Source organism: Bradyrhizobium sp. SRS-191 (assembly GCF_024586915.1).
GTDB lineage: Bacteria > Pseudomonadota > Alphaproteobacteria > Rhizobiales > Xanthobacteraceae > Bradyrhizobium.
The window spans coordinates 19,540-36,446 of record NZ_JANBVS010000030.1; the positions used below are offsets into that span (position 1 = coordinate 19,540).

At 66.9% G+C, this 16,907-nt stretch carries 11 protein-coding genes; 4 read left to right on the forward strand and 7 right to left on the reverse strand.

Going from position 1 to position 16,907, the window contains the following annotated elements; all coding sequences use genetic code 11:
- Positions 1 to 356 precede the first annotated feature (356 nt).
- Both NLR35_RS32435 and NLR35_RS32440 read left to right on the forward strand, forming a co-directional pair.
- Complete coding sequence (locus NLR35_RS32435) at positions 357 to 1,448, forward strand: YbhN family protein (protein WP_257170616.1); 1,092 nt, start codon at positions 357 to 359, stop codon at positions 1,446 to 1,448.
- Between the two features lie 138 nt (positions 1,449 to 1,586).
- Positions 1,587 to 3,536, forward strand: coding sequence for a hypothetical protein (locus tag NLR35_RS32440; protein ID WP_257170617.1), 1,950 nt, complete (start codon positions 1,587 to 1,589; stop codon positions 3,534 to 3,536).
- A 285-nt stretch (positions 3,537 to 3,821) separates the two neighbouring features.
- Here NLR35_RS32440 and NLR35_RS32445 read toward each other — a convergent pair whose 3' ends face one another.
- Both NLR35_RS32445 and NLR35_RS32450 read right to left on the reverse strand, forming a co-directional pair.
- On the reverse strand, positions 3,822 to 4,430 hold the full coding sequence (locus NLR35_RS32445; protein WP_257170618.1) for a DUF2147 domain-containing protein: 609 nt from the start codon (positions 4,428 to 4,430) through the stop codon (positions 3,822 to 3,824).
- 171 nt (positions 4,431 to 4,601) lie between these two features.
- Positions 4,602 to 5,630, reverse strand: coding sequence for an NAD(P)/FAD-dependent oxidoreductase (locus NLR35_RS32450; RefSeq protein ID WP_257170619.1), 1,029 nt, complete (start codon positions 5,628 to 5,630; stop codon positions 4,602 to 4,604).
- Positions 5,631 to 5,809: 179 nt separating this feature from the next.
- Here NLR35_RS32450 and NLR35_RS32455 point away from each other — a divergent pair, with 179 nt between their 5' ends.
- Entirely contained in the window at positions 5,810 to 6,271 is a 462-nt protein-coding gene (locus NLR35_RS32455) for a thioesterase family protein (RefSeq protein ID WP_257170620.1), read from the forward strand.
- A 55-nt stretch (positions 6,272 to 6,326) separates the two neighbouring features.
- On the opposite strand, the gene NLR35_RS32460 is transcribed toward NLR35_RS32455, so the two are convergent.
- Together NLR35_RS32460 and NLR35_RS32465 are read right to left on the reverse strand one after the other, a co-directional pair.
- Positions 6,327 to 6,647, reverse strand: coding sequence for a 2Fe-2S iron-sulfur cluster-binding protein (locus NLR35_RS32460; protein ID WP_006609837.1), 321 nt, complete (start codon positions 6,645 to 6,647; stop codon positions 6,327 to 6,329).
- 84 nt (positions 6,648 to 6,731) lie between these two features.
- Positions 6,732 to 7,106, reverse strand: a complete 375-nt coding sequence (locus NLR35_RS32465; protein ID WP_257170621.1) for an Hpt domain-containing protein — start codon at positions 7,104 to 7,106, stop codon at positions 6,732 to 6,734.
- Positions 7,107 to 7,491: 385 nt separating this feature from the next.
- Here NLR35_RS32465 and NLR35_RS32470 point away from each other — a divergent pair, with 385 nt between their 5' ends.
- On the forward strand, positions 7,492 to 13,248 hold the full coding sequence (locus NLR35_RS32470) for a methyl-accepting chemotaxis protein (RefSeq protein WP_257170622.1): 5,757 nt from the start codon (positions 7,492 to 7,494) through the stop codon (positions 13,246 to 13,248).
- Between the two features lie 655 nt (positions 13,249 to 13,903).
- On the opposite strand, the gene NLR35_RS32475 is transcribed toward NLR35_RS32470, so the two are convergent.
- From NLR35_RS32475 to NLR35_RS32485, 3 genes are all read right to left on the reverse strand, one after another.
- Positions 13,904 to 14,776 carry an MlaD family protein gene (locus tag NLR35_RS32475; protein ID WP_257170623.1) on the reverse strand — a complete coding sequence of 291 codons (873 nt, stop codon included), beginning with the start codon at positions 14,774 to 14,776 and terminating at the stop codon, positions 13,904 to 13,906.
- Between the two features lie 153 nt (positions 14,777 to 14,929).
- Positions 14,930 to 15,700 carry an ABC transporter ATP-binding protein gene (locus NLR35_RS32480; RefSeq protein ID WP_257170624.1) on the reverse strand — a complete coding sequence of 257 codons (771 nt, stop codon included), beginning with the start codon at positions 15,698 to 15,700 and terminating at the stop codon, positions 14,930 to 14,932.
- Positions 15,701 to 15,706: 6 nt separating this feature from the next.
- Positions 15,707 to 16,840 (reverse strand): ABC transporter permease, encoded by a 1,134-nt coding sequence (locus NLR35_RS32485; RefSeq protein WP_257170625.1) that lies wholly within the window; start codon positions 16,838 to 16,840, stop codon positions 15,707 to 15,709.
- Positions 16,841 to 16,907 lie beyond the last annotated feature (67 nt).

Consider the following 16,907-nt stretch of genomic DNA (forward strand, 5'->3'; position numbering starts at 1 on the left):
GCGGAAGGGGTTGTTCCGGGGCGCGGGAGCGATGCGGCTCGGAACTCCCGATGCCGGCGATACGTTTCGGTCAGCGCCATTGCGCGCGCCCGTGCGGGTAACCAATTGGACCGAACTGAGGCGGCCGCCCTCTCAGCTATGTGACCGGAGTGTGACAGACCCGCAAAGCGAACTCGGAGCTGCGCTGTGTCAAGGACTGCACAAGGCGCGCGTTTTAGCTTAAGGAACAGGCTGTCACGGATTGCCCGCCCTCATCGACCAATGGTTTCCTTCCTTTTCCAAACCCGACTGTTCCCGTCCCAAGTGTTCCAGACCCAAGTGTTCCAGAGCCAAGTGCCGCCCCGCCGGGAGGATGAATGCAGCGCCTGCTGACCACGCTGTCGCGTGGCTTCAAGAAATGGATCGGCTGGAAGCGGCTGGGGATTGCAGCGAGCCTTGCGATCATCGCCTTCGCGATCACCACGCTCGTGCGCACGCTGAAGGGCGTGGATGGCGGCGTCATCCTGACGGCGCTCACGGAGATCCCGCCCGGTCACATTGCGCTCGCGGCCTTGTGTGTGGTCGGCGCGTTCTGCACGCTGACCTTCTATGACTATTTTGCGCTGCGAACGATTGGCAAGAAACACGTCCCTTATCGCATCGCGGCGATGAGCGCCTTCACCAGCTATTCGATCGGCCACAACATCGGCGCCACCGTGTTCACGGGCGGCGCCATCCGTTTCCGGATCTATTCGGACTACGGCCTGTCCGCGATCGACGTCGCCAAGATCTGCTTCCTGTCCGGACTGACCTTCTGGCTCGGCAATCTGTTCGTGCTGGGCATCGGCATGACCTTGCATCCGGCCGCAGCGACCGCGATGGACCAGCTGCCGCCGGCCGTGAATCAGCTGATCGCGATCGGCATCCTCGGCGCGATCTTCGCCTATCTGGGCTGGCTGTATGCCGGCAAGAACCGTCGCCAGCTCGGTCAGAACGGCTGGAAGGTCGTGCTGCCCTCCGCCCCCTTGACCGTCGTGCAGATCCTGATCGGCGTCGTCGATCTCGGCTTCTGCGCGCTGGCGATGTACCTGCTGGTGCCCGCGAACCCGCCGATCGACTTCCTGTCGCTGTCGGTGGTGTTCATCCTGGCCACGCTGCTCGGCTTCGCCAGCCACGCGCCCGGCAGCCTCGGCGTGTTCGACGCCGCGATGCTGGTGGCGCTGCCGCAGTTCGGCCGCGAGCAGCTGCTCGCCACCCTGCTCGTGTTCCGCGTGCTCTATTTCGTGATCCCCTTCGCCACCGCGATCTCGATCATGGGCGTTCGGGAACTCTGGCTGAACGTCGTCAAGCCGTGGCAGGAGCGGCGCCGGTTGCAGGGGGCCATCTCGGACGAGATCGCCGCCAAGCGCGCGACGGCGACCGCGCCGGCGGCCGTCCCGCACCGGATCAAGCGCCACTCCCAAGGCTAATCTTGGGGCCGATGCCGGGGCTGATCCCGGGCTGAGCCGACGATCTTTCGCCTGATGGCGCGCGTGCGACCTTCGACCCGGTTGAAGTCGCGCGGCGTCCTCTTATTTCCGCCCCATCGCTGACGTGAATCCTTGCGTATGACCCCGATGTCCCTTCGTCCGCTGCTTGCCGCCTGCGCGCTGGCCGGCCTGCTCGCCCCTCTTGCCGCCAGCCCGGCGGCCGCCCAGTTCGGCACGGCGCCGCAGCTGCAGATCAGCTGGGAGGTGCGCAACCGCTTCCGCCTGTTCCGCGAGGAGCGCGACTTCCTGCTGCACCTCGAGAGCACGCGCGACCGCTCGATCCTGTCAGCCGAGCAGGCCCTGGGCGTGCAGAGCGACGGCCGCGGCTGGGCGCGCAACGTCGTCAACCGGCTGTGCATCGACCTCGCCGGCCGCGTCAACGAGCCGTGCACGCGCGACAACGTCAAGGAAAGCTACCTCACGCCGATCGATCATCCGGTCACCGTGCGCCTCACCGGCCCGGTGCCGGTCGGGGCCACCTGCGGCTGGTCGTTCGATGACGGCGACGGGCCGCAGACCTCCACCTTCGACTGCGCCGAGCCGGTCAATCTGCGCGTCCGCTACGGCCGCCAGACGGTCGCCCGCGTCGACGTCACAAGCCCGGAAGGCACGCGGCAGGTCTCCACCGGGATCGAGGTCCGCGACGTCCTGATCGCCGGGCTCGGCGACAGCATCGCCTCCGGCGAGGGCAATCCGGACCGGCCGATCGCGCTCGCCGACGAAGGCTTCTGCTTCCGCTCCTATCTCGGCGGCCCGTCCGCGCAATATTATCGGCCGAGCCGCGCCGGCTTCAAAGGCGGCCGCGCCTGCGAGGCGCCGGACACGCTGCAGAACTGGCAGAAGCACAGTGCGGTGTGGCTCAATGCCGCCTGCCACCGCTCGCTCTACAGCTACCAGACCCGCACGGCGCTGGCGCTCGCGGTGCGCTATCCGCATGTCGCGGTGACTTATCTGCCGCTCGCCTGCACCGGCGCGACCATCGCCGACGGCCTGTTCGGCAGCCAGCGCGCGCGTGAGTGCCTGCCGGGCCGCTCCCAGACCACCTGCGCCGGCGGCGTCAACGGCCAGCTCGGCGAACTGCGCGAAGCGCTGACCGCCGCCCAGCGCCGCCAGCCGGATCGCCGCCTCGACCTGGTGCTGCTGTCGATCGGCGCCAACGACATCAACTTCTCCGGCCTCGTCGCCGACGTCATCGTCGACACCGCGACCGAGCGGACGCTGTTCAAGCGCTCCGGCGTGATCGGCTCGGTCGACGAGTCCCGCGGCGAGCTCGCGCGCGACCTGCCGCGCGGCTTCGCCAAGCTGCGCGACGCGCTCAAGCCGCTGGTCGGCGACCTCTCGCACGTCATCTACACCTCCTATGGCAACCCGGCGCTGAGCGGCCCGGGCACGCCCTGCCCCGGCGGTCCGGCCGGCTTCGAGGTGCATCCCTCCTTCAATGCCAATCCGCAGCGGCTCGCCAATGTCGCGGGCTTCGTCGAGAACGAGTTCCTGCCCGCGCTGCGCGGTCTCGCGCAGTGCACGGCCGGCGTGCTGTGCCGCGATCCGCGCAGCGATCGCATGACCTTCGTCGATGCGCATCAGCCGGCTTTCGCCCAGCATGGCTTCTGCGCGCGCTCGCCGCAGGATCCGCCGTTCGACCGCGAATGCTTCGCCGCCAATGGCGAGAGCTTCGATGCCAACATCGTCTCCGCCGCCAACGAGCCGCTGCTATGCGGCCGCGGCGCCAGCGAATATCGCCCCTATCTGCCGCGCGCGCGCTGGATCCGCGACGCCAATGACAGCTACTTCTCGGCGATGACCTATCCGCAGGGCCTGCCGGCGGCGATGCAGCCCGCCGACATCCATGATGCGAGCTGGGGCGTGCTGTCGGCCGTCTATGGCGGCGCCGTGCATCCGACCGCCGAAGGCCACGCCGCGATGGCCGATGCCGCCTTCCCGGCCGCGGCCGAAGTGCTCAACCTCGATGCGGCCGAGCCGAGCATTTCCAGCCAGCCGCTGCCGCCGGCCGGTGGCGTGCAGCAGTAGCTGCGATCGCCGCCGCGGGCCCGTCGGCACACGACGCTCTCGCATTTGACGATAGAAGCTTCACGTCTGCGACTGTCCCCGTCGTCATGGCCGGGCTTGTCCCGGCCATCCACGTCGTTCAGCATCCACAAAAGGACGTGGATGCCCGGGACAAGCCCGGGCATGACGGAGTTACTAACGGGGGGATCGTTCGTAGCGACCGCTTAGTTCAGGTCAAAGCTCGGACGCCATGCGTCGCGAGATCGCGTCCATCAGGAAGGGCGCGTCGCCTCGCCCGATGAGCAACTACTTCACCGCCGGCGGCTTCTTCATCATCGGCGGCGCCTGCTTCGTCGCAGGAGCGGTGGCCGTGGTCGCCTGCGCCGGCAGGTATTTGGCGAGGATCGCAGGATCGATCTGGGCCATGTTGGTATCCGGCAGACGCGTCCAGGTCTCGTCCTTGCCGAACAGCGAGATGCCGAGATAGCCGTGCAGGATCAGCGACTGCCCATCCGGAGTGACCCGCATGTTGGCCTTCCAGATGTTACCGTCGCGCGGATTGAGCACGTTGCCGCCTTCGTATTTCAGGCCCTCGCGCTTCATGTCGCGCACGAAGGAGATGCCGAGCACCGGCGCATTCTTGCGGTCGTCGGTGCATTTCGAGCAGACCTCGTTCGGGTTGTCGCCGGGACGCGGAAACGTCTTGGCGATCACGCCTTCGAACACGCCGTCATGATCGATGAAGAGAAACCAGCCGACGGGACGGCCATCCTCGACCTTCTGCCACAGCCCGGCCGCGGTCGGCTCTGCTGCCAGCGCCGGCCGCGTCAGCAGCGCACCGCCGACAACGAGCGCGCCGAGCGCGAGCGTCGTCACAGCAGGCACCAGCCGAAGTCGGGGAAACGCATTGCGCATCATCATCTCACCTTGACCAAGTCACAAAATGAATGGCCGCACAGTACGGCCGTTTCGTGCATCGTTCCAGCCCATAACAGGTCTGGCGCGCCGGTGAAACCGGCACGCGCAGGAAACATTTCTTCACATTTGAGTTGGTCCGGCGGCGTTTGGTTCCACACCGCCGACAAATTAGTTGACGCCGAGCTTCTTCTGCAGGCTCGACGACGACGTCGTGTACTGGAACACCAGCCGCTTCTCCGGATAGACGTAGCGATGCGCCTTCTGCGCCATCAGCGCGCCCTCGTGGAAGCCGCACAGGATCAGCTTGATCTTGCCGGGATAGGTGTTGATGTCGCCGATCGCGAAGATGCCGGGCACGCTGGTCTCGAACGCCGACGTCTCGACCGGAATGAGATTGTGCTCGAGCGCGAGGCCCCATTCGGCAACGGGACCGAGCTTCATCGTCAGTCCGAAGAACGGCAGCATCATCTCGCAGGGGATGGTCTCCACGGCGTTGTCGTTGCCCTTGATAGTGGCTGCGGAGAGTTGGCCATTGGCGCCTTCGAGCGCCGTCACCTGGCCGATGCGCAGGTCCATCTTGCCGCCTGCGACAAGCGCGCGCATCTGCTCGACGCTATGCGGCGCGGCGCGGAAATCGTCGCGGCGATGGATGAGCGTGATGCGCTTCGCAAGGGGATGCAGGTTGAGCGTCCAATCGAGCGCAGAGTCACCGCCGCCGACGATGACGACGTGCTTGTCGCGGAACTGCTCCATCTTGCGCACGGCATAAAACACCGAGGTGCCTTCATAGGCCTCGATGCCCGGCACCGGCGGACGCTTCGGCTGAAACGAGCCGCCGCCTGCGGCGATCACCACGACCTTGCACTCGAACACCTTGCCGGCATCGGTGGTGACGCGGAACCCGGGGTCGCCGATCTTCTCCACGCTCGAGACCATCTCGCCGAGATGGAAGGTCGGGCTGAACGGCTTGATCTGCTCCATCAGCTGATCGGTGAGGCCCTGCCCCGTCACCATCGGCACGCCGGGAATGTCGTAGATCGGCTTCTCCGGATACAGCTCGGCGCATTGCCCGCCGACCTTGTCGAGGATGTCGATCAGATGCGCCTTGATGTCGAGCAGCCCCAGTTCAAACACGGCAAACAGTCCGCAGGGGCCCGCGCCAATGATCAGCACATCGGTCTTGATCGCTTCACTCATGTCGCTCTTCTCGTTGGAGGCGCCGCTCGGAAGATGGCGGCAGATGGCGGTTCCGAATTTGTAGCCAACAGGGCCGTCGCAGGGAAGGCACAAAAGCCGGCCCGCTCCGCGCCGCAGGCGGCTTGCAGCGGCTGGTGTAGCGAGGTTTGAAGAGGAGACGGAATGATGGAGATCAATCGGTGACAGAGACGGCCCGCCACCAGACGCCTGTGCTTGAGGACTTCCCCTACCGCCTGACGGACAATGTGCGGTTCGGCGACCTCGATCCCAACCAGCACGTCAACAACGCGGTCTATGCGACCTATTTCGAGACCGGACGGGTGACGCTGATGAAGGACCCGCGGCACGGGCTGATCCAGGACGGGCTGGCCTGGATCATGGTGCGCCTCGACATGCATTTCCGCGCCGAGCTGCGCTGGCCGGGCGGAATCGAGCTGGGACTGGGCGTGGTGAAGCTGGGGCGGACGTCGGTGACCTGTGAGCAGGTCGTGTTCTCGGACGGGCGCTGCGTGGCCTCGGCCACCGCCGTTATGGTGCTGATCGACGAGGTGACGCGCAAGCCGGCGCCACTGACGCCGTATCTTATCAGCCAGCTGCAGCCATGGGCTCGCCGGGGCGTCTCGCTCTCGCCCCCGGCCTAAGGCCGGGCGGCGACTGTTGGGAGGTGCCGTGAAACGAGATCCCGAACGCGGGAAATCAGGCCTGACGCTCGGGCGTCGAGACGACGAGGCCGTCGAGCTCGTCGGAGACCTTGATCTGGCAGGAGAGACGGGAATTCGGCCGGACGTCGTAGCCGAAGTCGAGCATGTCCTCTTCCATCGGGGTCGGCGGACCGACCTTCTCACGCCAGGCTTCGTCGACATAGACATGGCAGGTCGCGCAGGCGCAGGCGCCGCCACATTCGGCCTCGATGCCCGGAATGGCGTTGCGGATCGCCGCTTCCATCACGGTCGCGCCGTTCTCGATGTCAACGGTTCGGGATTCGCCGGTGTGGTCGACAAAGGTGATCTTGGCCATGTGTGCTCGTGCTGCGCAGGGAATGAGGTCGGGCTGTCCTATAACGGACCGCCCTGCTCCGCGCTAGTGCCGCGGACGGCCCCTTTAGGCCGCGCCGAGCATGTCCGAAATGGCCGCGCGCGCCTGCGCCACGGCGGTGGCGAGCCAGGCCAGCGCGTCGGCCGGATCGCCGGCCTGCAACGCGGTCTCCAGGCTCTCGGCGGCGTCGGCGACGTCGAGCGCGCCGATCGCACGGGCGGAGCCCTTGAGCGTGTGGGCGACGGTCGCCGCATCCTCAGGCATCACCTGCAACCGCTCCAGCAGGCGGACAGCCTGGGTCGAGAACATTTCGAGCACTTCGCGCTCGAGCGCGCTGTCGCCGAGGGTCATCCGCCGCAGCAGGTCGAGGCTGATCGGCCCGTCATCGGGCACCAGCGGTGGCGAGGGCATCCATTCGATCCGTGACAGGTCGGGAATCATGGCGGCTATCCGGTCCGATGGGCACGCGCCGCGCGCCCCTGTGGTAACCCAAGCACGACAATGGTTAATGTATCGTTACCAGCCGATTGCCGCGGGTTTGCCGCGATTTGGGCCCGGCTCCGCCCTAATCACGGCAGAAACGGGAATTCGCAGAACTTCTAAATGGTTAACGGCGGGTGCTGTTAACGATGATTAAGAATCTCTTAACCACGGCCATTTCTTTCAACAGGCACAGCCAATAGGATGATCCCCGGATGGAGTGGGTCACCTGGCGGAATTTGCCACCCCTGGTGCCTGCGAGGGATGACGTCCGGTTCGAGCGCGGCGAGAGGGTACTCGTACGCGGCTTGCCGGAACGAAATTAAGACGAGGGCTCGGACTCAACATGGCGAACACCCCCAAAAAGGTCAAAGACCCGACTGAAGTTGCGCTGTCCGCCATTCAGGAGGCTTTGAACATCAGCGACACGTCCGCGCCCTCGGAGACCCAGGGTCCGGTCCGCGCTGACGGGGCTCCGCCGGTGATGCCATCAGGCGGATCCTCGTTCGATTCGTTCGACTCCCGTCCGGGAGTCGACAACCGCAGCCTGGACGAGATCGAGCCGCCGCCGCTGGCCAAGCGACGTCCGGCCAATGACGACCGCGAGACCATCGGCCAGTTGTTGCAGGCGATCCAGAAGGGCCGCCCGTCGCGTGGCGTGTACACGCTGGCAACCGCGTTTGCAGGCATCTGGATCGTCGGCTGCGTGCTGCTCACGATCGGCTTTTTGCCGTCGCTGCAGGCGCTGATCGGCCAGAGCGGCGGCGCGCTGGTGCTTGCCGGCCTCGCCGCGGTGTTCTTTGCGCCCGTGCTGCTGTTCTATTTCCTGGCGAGCCTCGCCTGGCGCGGCCAGGAGCTGCGCATGATCGCGCAGTCGATGGCGCAGGTCGCCATCCGTTTCTCGGAGCCCGAGGGCGCCGTCAGCGATTCCATCGTCACCGTCGGTCAGGCCATCCGCCGCGAAGTTGCCGCGATGGGCGACGGCGTCGAGCGCGCGATCGCGCGCGCCGGCGAACTGGAGATGCTGGTCGCCAACGAGGTTGCAGCGCTGGAGCGCGCCTATAGCGACAACGAGGTCCGCATCCGCGCTTTGCTCCAGGACATCGCGCATCAGCGCGACAACCTGGTCGGTCAGGCCGAGCAGGTCCGCAGCGCCATTTCCGGCGTGCAGATCGACCTGCGCCACGACATCGCGCTGATCTCGGACGCGATCGCCTCGCGCGTCGACGAGGTCGCCAAGAGCATCACCGGCGCGCTGGAAGAGCGCGGCGCCCATATCACGGCAGCGCTGAGCAACGCCGGCGACAACATGATCCTCGCGCTCGGTGAGCGCGGCGGCGACCTGCTCGACCGTCTCGAGGAAGCCAGCGCCGAGACCACCCGCGCCGTGCTCGACGCCTCGGAGCGCCTGACGACCAGCCTCAACTTCAAGACCGGCCACGTCCACGACGAGTTCGCCGATCTGTCCGACCGCGTCCACGAAATGCTCAACGAGCGTATCGACCGCATCACCAACGAGTTCGAGCAGCGCACGGCCGCGATCGTCGACGGCATCTCGGTTCGCACCGAGCAGGTCCACGATTCCCTCAAGGCCTCCGGTGAGTCGCTGCTGCTCGAGCTCGAGCTGCGCAGCGGCGATCTCGTCACCAAGATCGACGAGGCGAGCCAGCGCCTGTCCGGCCACATCGTCACGTCGGGCGAAAAGGCGAGCGAGTCGCTCGATGCGACCGTCAACTCGCTGGTCGCCAAGGTCGTCAGCCAGACCGAGAGCACGCACGACACGCTGTCGATCCAGATCAGCGCCTTCGATGAGCTGGTGAAGAACCAGGGCACCGAGCTCGCCGAGCGCTTCGCGCGCGACAGCTCGACCTTGGGCGCGCTGATCACCCGGCACATCACCGAGTTCGACCGCACCGTGAAGACCTATGGCGGCGAGATCGTCGAGCGCATGGGGCAGCGGACCCAGGAGATCTCGGACAATCTCAAGAGCTATGTCGACACCTTCGACACCCGGCTGTCGTCCAACAGCGGCGAGATCACGGCGACGCTGGACCAGCGGCTCGGCCAGTTCGAAACCAACCTGCAGGCCAGCATCACCACGTTCGATTCCTCGCTGGATTCCAAGATCAAGTCCTTCGACGACACCGTCGGCGGCCGCCTGAAGACCCTGGAAGAAAGCTTCGACAGCCGCACCACCTCGGTCACCTCGACCATCGAGGGCCGGCTCGGCACGCTGTCGAACTCGCTGACCGACGGCGCAGCGCAGGTCCTGCACGCGATCGACTCGCGGCTGACCGTGCTGACCTCGTCGCTGACCGAGGGCTCGGCGCAGGCGATCCAGTCGATCGATTCCCGCCTCAACATCCTGACGTCCTCGCTGACCGACGGCACCGACAAGGCGCTGGAGGCCATCGATGCGCGCATCGTCAGCCTGTCGAACATCATCGACGGCCGCAGCTTCGAGCTGACCGAAGCCGTCACCGCCCGCTTCCAGGACATTCACCAGGGCATCGAAACGCGCGTCGGTTCGATCGCCACCGAAATCGATCATCGCGTGTCGCAGTTCGAGGACCTGCTCGGCTCGCGCGTCGAGGCCGTCGCCGGCCGCATCGAGAGCAGCGGCCGCCAGGCCAGCGACGAGCTGATGACCCGCGCCGAGCTGCTGTCGGCCAGCATCAAGTCGCATGTCGAGGACGCCGAGCGCTCGCTGACCAACCTCGTGGTCAACACCAGCGAGACCATCCAGACCGGCGCGCGTTCGGCGCAGGAGGCGCTGCTCAGCGTGTCGACCGATGTCGGCTCGCAGCTGAAGACCACCTCGGCCGAGGTCGAGCGCGCCCTCACCGATGCCGGCAGCACGGCGGCCAACGCCATCCTCTCCAGCGCTCGCGAGGCCCAGACCACGCTGGTGACCGCCTCCGGCGACACCGCCGAGCAGATCAAGTCGCTGTCGGCGGACGTCGAGCGCACGCTCACGGCGGCCGGCTCGACCACCGCGGCCACCATCCTCGCCGGCGCCCGCGAGGTCCAGAACACCCTGGTGTCCGCCTCGTCCGACGCCGCCACGCATGTCAAGTCGCTCGCCACCGATGTCGAGCAGGCGCTGACGGCGGCCGGCTCCGCCACCGCAGCCTCGATCCTCGCCGGCGCCCGCGAGGTCCAGAACACTTTGGTCTCGGCCTCATCCAACGCGGCCGACCACGTGAAGTCGCTCGCGGCCGACGTGCAGCGCTCGCTCACCAGTGCCGGCACCGAGACCGCCGAGACCATCACGGCCGGCGCCCGCGAAGCCCAGAGCGCCATGCTCGCGGCCTCGCAGGAGGCGGCCGAGCAGGTGAAGGCGCTCACCGTCGACGTGCAGCGCTCGCTGTCGATCGCGGGAACGACGACCGCGGAAGCCATCACGGGCGGTGCCCGCGAGGCGCAGACCACCCTCATCAGCGCGTCGTCGGAAGCGGCCAATCACGTCAAGTCGCTTGCCGCCGATGTGGAGCGCACGCTCGCAGCCGTCGGCACCAGCACGGCGGCGACGATCGTCGACAGCGCGCGCGACGTGCAGTCGAAGCTCGTCAGCGCCTCGACCGAAGCCGCCGACCATGTGAAGTCGCTGGCGATCGACGTCGAGCGGACGCTGGCCGCGGTCGGCACCACCACCGCCACCGTGATCATCGACAGCGCCCGCGAAGTGCAGTCCAAGCTCATCACGAGCTCGACCGAGGCGGCCGAGCACGTCAAGTCGCTCGCGGTCGACGTCGAGCGGACGCTGTCGTCGGTCGGCGCCGACACCGCCACCTCGATCCTCAACAGCGCCCGCCAGGCGCAGATGTCGCTGACCGCGACGTCGGCTGACACGGCGGCGACGCTGGTCGGCAGCGCGCGCGAAGCCCAGACGCTGCTGACGACGACCACGACCGAGTCGGTCGCGGTGATCGTCGGCGGCGCGCGCGAGGCCCAGAGCGTGCTGACGGCGACCTCCACCGACACCGCCGGCCAGCTCAAGGCGATCTCCTCGGAGATCGAGCGCTCCATCAACACCGTCGCGGCCAATACGACGGATGCCATCCAGAGCAGCGCGCTGAACGCGCAGAGCGCGCTGGTCGCCGCCTCCAACGAGGTCTCCACCCGCGTCAAGTCGACCTCGACCGAGATCGAACGCTCCGTGCTCGCCGCCGGCAATTCGTTCGGCTCGGCGATGACCGGCAAGACCGACGAGATCGTCACCTACGTGCAGCAGCAAACCGAGCGGCTGTCGCAGTTCCTCGACGGCAAGCGCGGCACGCTGGTCGAGACGCTCAACTCCAAGACCAACCAGCTCACGATCGAGATCGATCGCGTCACCACCGAGGCGCTGAAGCAGATCGAGGTGCGCGGCCAGACCTTCGCCCACACCGTCAACGGCAACGGCTCCGAGGTCGCGCGCACGATTACTTCGGCCGGCGAGATGGCGACGACGGCGATCACCAAGTCGCTGAAGGATCTCGAGCAGGCCTCGCGCGCGGCGATCGAGCAGTCGCGCCAGGTCTCGGTGGCGGCCGTCACCGAGATGCAGGAGACCAGCAAGATCCTGCGCACGGACACCGTCGCCTTGTTCGAGCGTCTGCGCGAAGGCAACATCCTGCTGCAGGAGGTGCTGACCGGTGCGCACGACAACCTCAACTCGCTCGAGCGTGCGCTGGTCGCCCGCGTGGCCGATTTCGTCACCGCGATGAACGACGTCACCTCGCGCAACGGCACGGCGACGCAGACCCTCGAGGACCAGCTCAACGTCTTCAATTCCAAGACGTCGCGCGCCCTGGAGGATCTCAACTCGCTGTCGAGCCAGTTCGACGCCCACGGCAAGGCCCTGATCGAGGCCGCGGCCGTCGTCGAGCAGAGCAACCGCGACGCGACCGTCTCGATCTCCGATCGCAAGACGACGCTGGAATCGCTGGTCACCACCATCGACCTGCGCACCGCGGATCTCGACCAGCGCCTGACGCGCTTCACCACCCTGCTCGACGAGTCGCTCGCGGCCGCCGAGGAGCGGGCGCGCGACATCGCCCGTGTGGTGGCGGAGACCGCGGGTGCCGGCTCCACCGCGCTCAGCCGCCAATTCGAAGCCATCCGCTCCAATGCCGAGGAAGAGCGTCGTCTCACCACCTCGCAGATGCAGGAGATCTACCAGCAGAGCACGCAGGAAGCAGATGCGATGTTCAAGCAGTCGGCGGAGAAGTTCGCCACGCTGGTGTCGAGCATGAAGCAGATGACCGCGGAGATGCATCGCGAGCTCGAAGCGACGCGCAACGAGCTGCGCCGCGGCGTGCTGGAGATGCCGCAGGAGGCGGCCGAGAGCACCGCGCAGATGCGCAAGGTCATCGTCGACCAGATCGAAGCGCTCGCCGAGCTCAACCGCATCGTCGCACATCACGGTCGAGGCCTCGACGTGGTCAGCGCGTCGCGCCCCGTCGCCGCGCCGGCCGCCGTCATCCGTCAGGAAGAGCCGGTGGTGGCAGCCGCAGCCGTGGGCGGTCGCCCGGACATGCGGCTGCGCGAGCCGGCGGCAACCAGCGTCACCAACCTGCCGCCGCCGGATCTCGGCATGCAGCCCCCCGCCCCGCCGCCGCCTCAGCCGCGCCGGGTCGAGGCGCCGCCGATGGGCCCGGTCGCCGACCAGCGCAGCGACAACTGGCTGTCGGACCTGCTCAACCGCGCCGACAGCAGCGCCGCCGGTCAGCCGCAGGCTCCGGCTCCGCGTGGCCGCGGACCGGCGCCGGCGCAGCAGCCGGGCAATCCGCTGGAATCGCTGTCGCTCGATATCGCCCGGCTGATGGACCGCACGCTCGCGGCGGAGATGTGGGACCGCTATCAGCGCGGCGAGACCAAGGCGTTTTCCAAGCGCCTCTACACGCCCGCCGGCCAGAAGGCGTTCGACGAGGTCGCCCGCAAGTACCGCGCCGACCGCACCTTCAAGCAGACGGTCGACCGCTACATCACCGAGTTCGAGCGGCTGCTCGACGAGGTCGCCCGCGACGACCGCAACCCGCAGGCGCTGCGCGCGCAGCTCACCTCGGAGACGGGCCTGGTCTACACCCTCCTCGCCCACGCCGCCGGCCGGCTGGCGTGATGGGAGGCGGCGAATAGCGAGCGGCGGATGGGCAAGTAGCCGACCAGCAATCGACATACAAACGGAGGCCGCGAGGCCTCCGTTTTGCTTTCGGGGATGCAGTCGATAAGACTTGCTCGACTTCGGCCGAGCCGGCCCGGCGCGCCCCGCGCAAATGCACGATGCTACGCCGTGGCAAGGCATCAAGCTTCATCTGATGATTGCGATGAGGCTGTGCAGCTGCTCTGCGTAACCGCGGCCAAGGTCCCGATGATAACGACCGCAGGCGCGACGATCTCAGTCTCCCCCTCCCTTGGAGGGCAACGCCGTCGCAATTGAAGATCGCAGTTGTGCGCTGGTCTGTCTCTGCGTCGTCATGCCCGGGCTTGTCCCAGCCATCTACGTCGTCCGGCACTCTGAGAACGACGTGGGTGCCCGGGACAAGCCCGGGCATGACGGAGTAACAAATGAGCAGGATCGTACGCGCAGACAGCTCCGCATCACCCGATGCGATTCCCCTGCCCTGGAATGGGAAGATAACAATCCCGCGCTGACTGGCCGCGCACAACTCCGATGCTGGGAGACGTCAGAGCGGGACGAACCATCACAGTCAAAATCACCAGCGTGCAGCAGCAGGGCTCCGTCCCCTGCTCGCTCCTCCCTATTCGCGAATGCCTCACCGCCGTCCGCTGGTGGACGGCGCGGGCGCGGGCTGCGAGGCCTGGGCGTTGCTCGGGCTCGGGTTGCTGGCGCCGAACAGGACGCGGGTCGGGTTGCGGTCGAAATTGTTCACCGCGCGGCTGATGTCGGACAAGGTCCGCCGCCCGTCGGCCATCAGCGCGCCGGAGCGCTTGTCCAGGTCCTCGGCGAGCTCGCGGATCGACTTCACGGTCAGGAACAGCTCGCCGCCATCCTTGCCGCCGGCCAGCGTGTTGAGGCCGAGCATCAAGGTGTCCGCCTTGCCCATGATGCCGTCGACCCGGCTCATGACGCCATCGATGCGCTCGGAGTTGCGCGCCAGCGATTGGGTGAAGACCTCGAGATTCTTGATCGAGCTCTTCACGGCATCCTGGTTGTCGGCGACCACCTTGTTGATGTTCTGCAAGGTGGCGCGGATCGCCTCGGTGACGTCCTGCAGCCGGGTCGGATCGGCGCGCAGCACCGGGACGCCGTCCTCGTCGAGCGGCGTCGGCGGCGCGGCCTCCTCGCCGCCCTTGAGCGAGATCGCGGCGACGCCGGTGAGGCCCTGGAACTCGAGGCCCACGAGCGTGTCCTTGCGGATCGGCGCGTTGTTCTCGACCATCGCCAGCGCCACGACGCGGCGCGGATTGTCGAGCTTGACCGAGATGACTTCGCCGACGCGGATACCGTTGAAATTGACACTGCCGCCGTTGCGCAGACCGGCCGCCGGCCCCTCGAACACCACGCGCAACGGGCTGCGCTGCTTGGTGGTGTGCAGGCTCTGGAACCACAGCACAAACCCGACCGCCGCGGCGAGCACCGCCAGCGTGAACGATCCGATCAGGACGTAATTCGCCCGCGTTTCCATTACCAACTCCGGTACCTGCACGTCGCGGCAGAGATCCCAGCCGCCGCTTCCGCGCGCTCTCGGTTGGCGCCGGACTGCGGCACCCACCCCATCACCTTAGTCGCGGAAGTCCCCACTCCCGCTCACAAAAAATCGTCGCTGGGGCGCTTGATGCTACCCCATCACGGCGCGTGCACGCTTGCCGTGGAAATACTGCCGCAGCCACGGATGCTCCGAGGCCTGCATGTCGGCCATCGACCCCGCGGCAGTGATCTTGCCGTTGCCGAGCACGGCGATGCGGTCGCAGGCCGTGTACAGGCTGTCGAGATCATGGGTTACCATGAAAACCGTCAGCCCCAAAGTCCGCTGCAAGGTGCGCACCAACTCGTCGAAATCTCCGGCGCCGATCGGGTCGAGCCCCGAGGTCGGCTCATCGAGAAAGACCAGCTCCGGATCGAGCGCCAGCGCCCGCGCCAAGGCGACGCGCTTGATCATGCCGCCGGACAATTCGCTCGGGAAACGGTCAGCAACATCGGGCCGCAATCCGACCATCACGAGCTTTGCGACCATGATCTCGTCGAGCAGCCGCTGCGAGACCTTGAGATACTCGCGCACCGGGAACTGGATGTTCTGCCGGACCGTCAGCGAGGAGAACAACGCGCCCTGCTGGAACAGCACGCCCCAGCGCCGTTCGACGGCACGCCGGCCGGCGCGATCGGCGGCATCGAGATCGACCCCGAACACCTCGATGTTTCCCGACAGCTTCGGCACGAGGCCGATGATGGTGCGCGTCAGCACCGACTTGCCGGCGCCGGACGGACCGACGAAGCCGAGGATCTCGCCGCGCTTGACGTCGAGATCGAGGCCGTCGAGCACGCGCGTCTTGCCGAACTGCACGGTGACGTCGCGCACGCGGATGATCGGATCGGACACCTCCTGCGCCATGTCAGCTCACATCCCGACCGCGGCGAAGAAGATCGCGAATACGCCGTCCATGACGATCACGAAGAAGATGCCCTTCACGACCGACGAGGTGGTGTGGCGGCCGAGCGACTCGGCGCTACCCTGCACCGCCAGGCCCTCGACGCAGGCGACGATGCCGATCACGGCAGCCATCACAGGCGCCTTCAAGAGACCAACTGTGAAGTGGTCGATCGAGATCGCATCGCGCAGCCGCAGAAGGAACGCCTCGGGATCGACGCCGCCGTAGAACCAGGCCACCAGTCCGCCGCCGTAAAGCGCTGCGATGTCGCCGAGGAAGGCCAGGATCGGCAGCGCAATCACCAGCGCGAGCATGCGCGGCAGGATCAGCACCTCGATCGGATCGAAGCCCATGGTGCGCAGTGCGTCGATCTCCTCGCGCATCTTCATCGAGCCGAGCTCGGCCGTGTAGGCGCTGCCCGAGCGGCCGGCGATCATGATCGCGACCAGGAGCACGCCGATCTCACGCAGCACCAGCACGCCAAGCATGTCGACGACGAAGATGTCGGCGCCGAACCTGCGGAAATGGAAGATGCCCTGCTGGGCGATGATGCAGCCGATCAGGAAGGTGATGAGGACGACGATCGGCACCGCGCGCCAGCACACCTGCTCGAGGTGGTGGATGGTCGAGGTCAGGCGGAAGCTGCGCGGATGAATGAAGACGCGGCCGCTGGCGACGATGACGGCGCCGAGCATGTCGACCAGCGCGGCGACCGTACCGACGATGCCGGCGACGCTGCGGCCGATCTGCCCGAGCATGCCGGTGATGGTCACATTGGCGGCATCGTCACCGGGCGCGAGGCTGACACGTCGGACTTCATCGACCAGGCTCGCGTAGTTGGCCGACAGGCCGTCGATCCGGGCCTCCACGGTTCCCGTAGTGAAGCTGCGGCGCAGCCGCTCGATCAGCCAGGCCCCGAACGTATCGAGCTTGGAGACCTGCGACACATCGATCGAGACATCGATCTTCTTGCCAGCGAGCTTCTCGGCCTCGGCGACCAGCCGCTCGAGCGCCGGCGCAAACGGCGCCGTCCAGGCGCCTGTCGCGCGCAGCGACAACGCATTGCCTTCACTGCTGCGTTGCAGATCGGGGCCGCCCTTCACGACGACCATCCTCGGAACGGACGATGTCCGCTCCTTGACGAGAAAAATCCCACCGCGTCGCCACCAC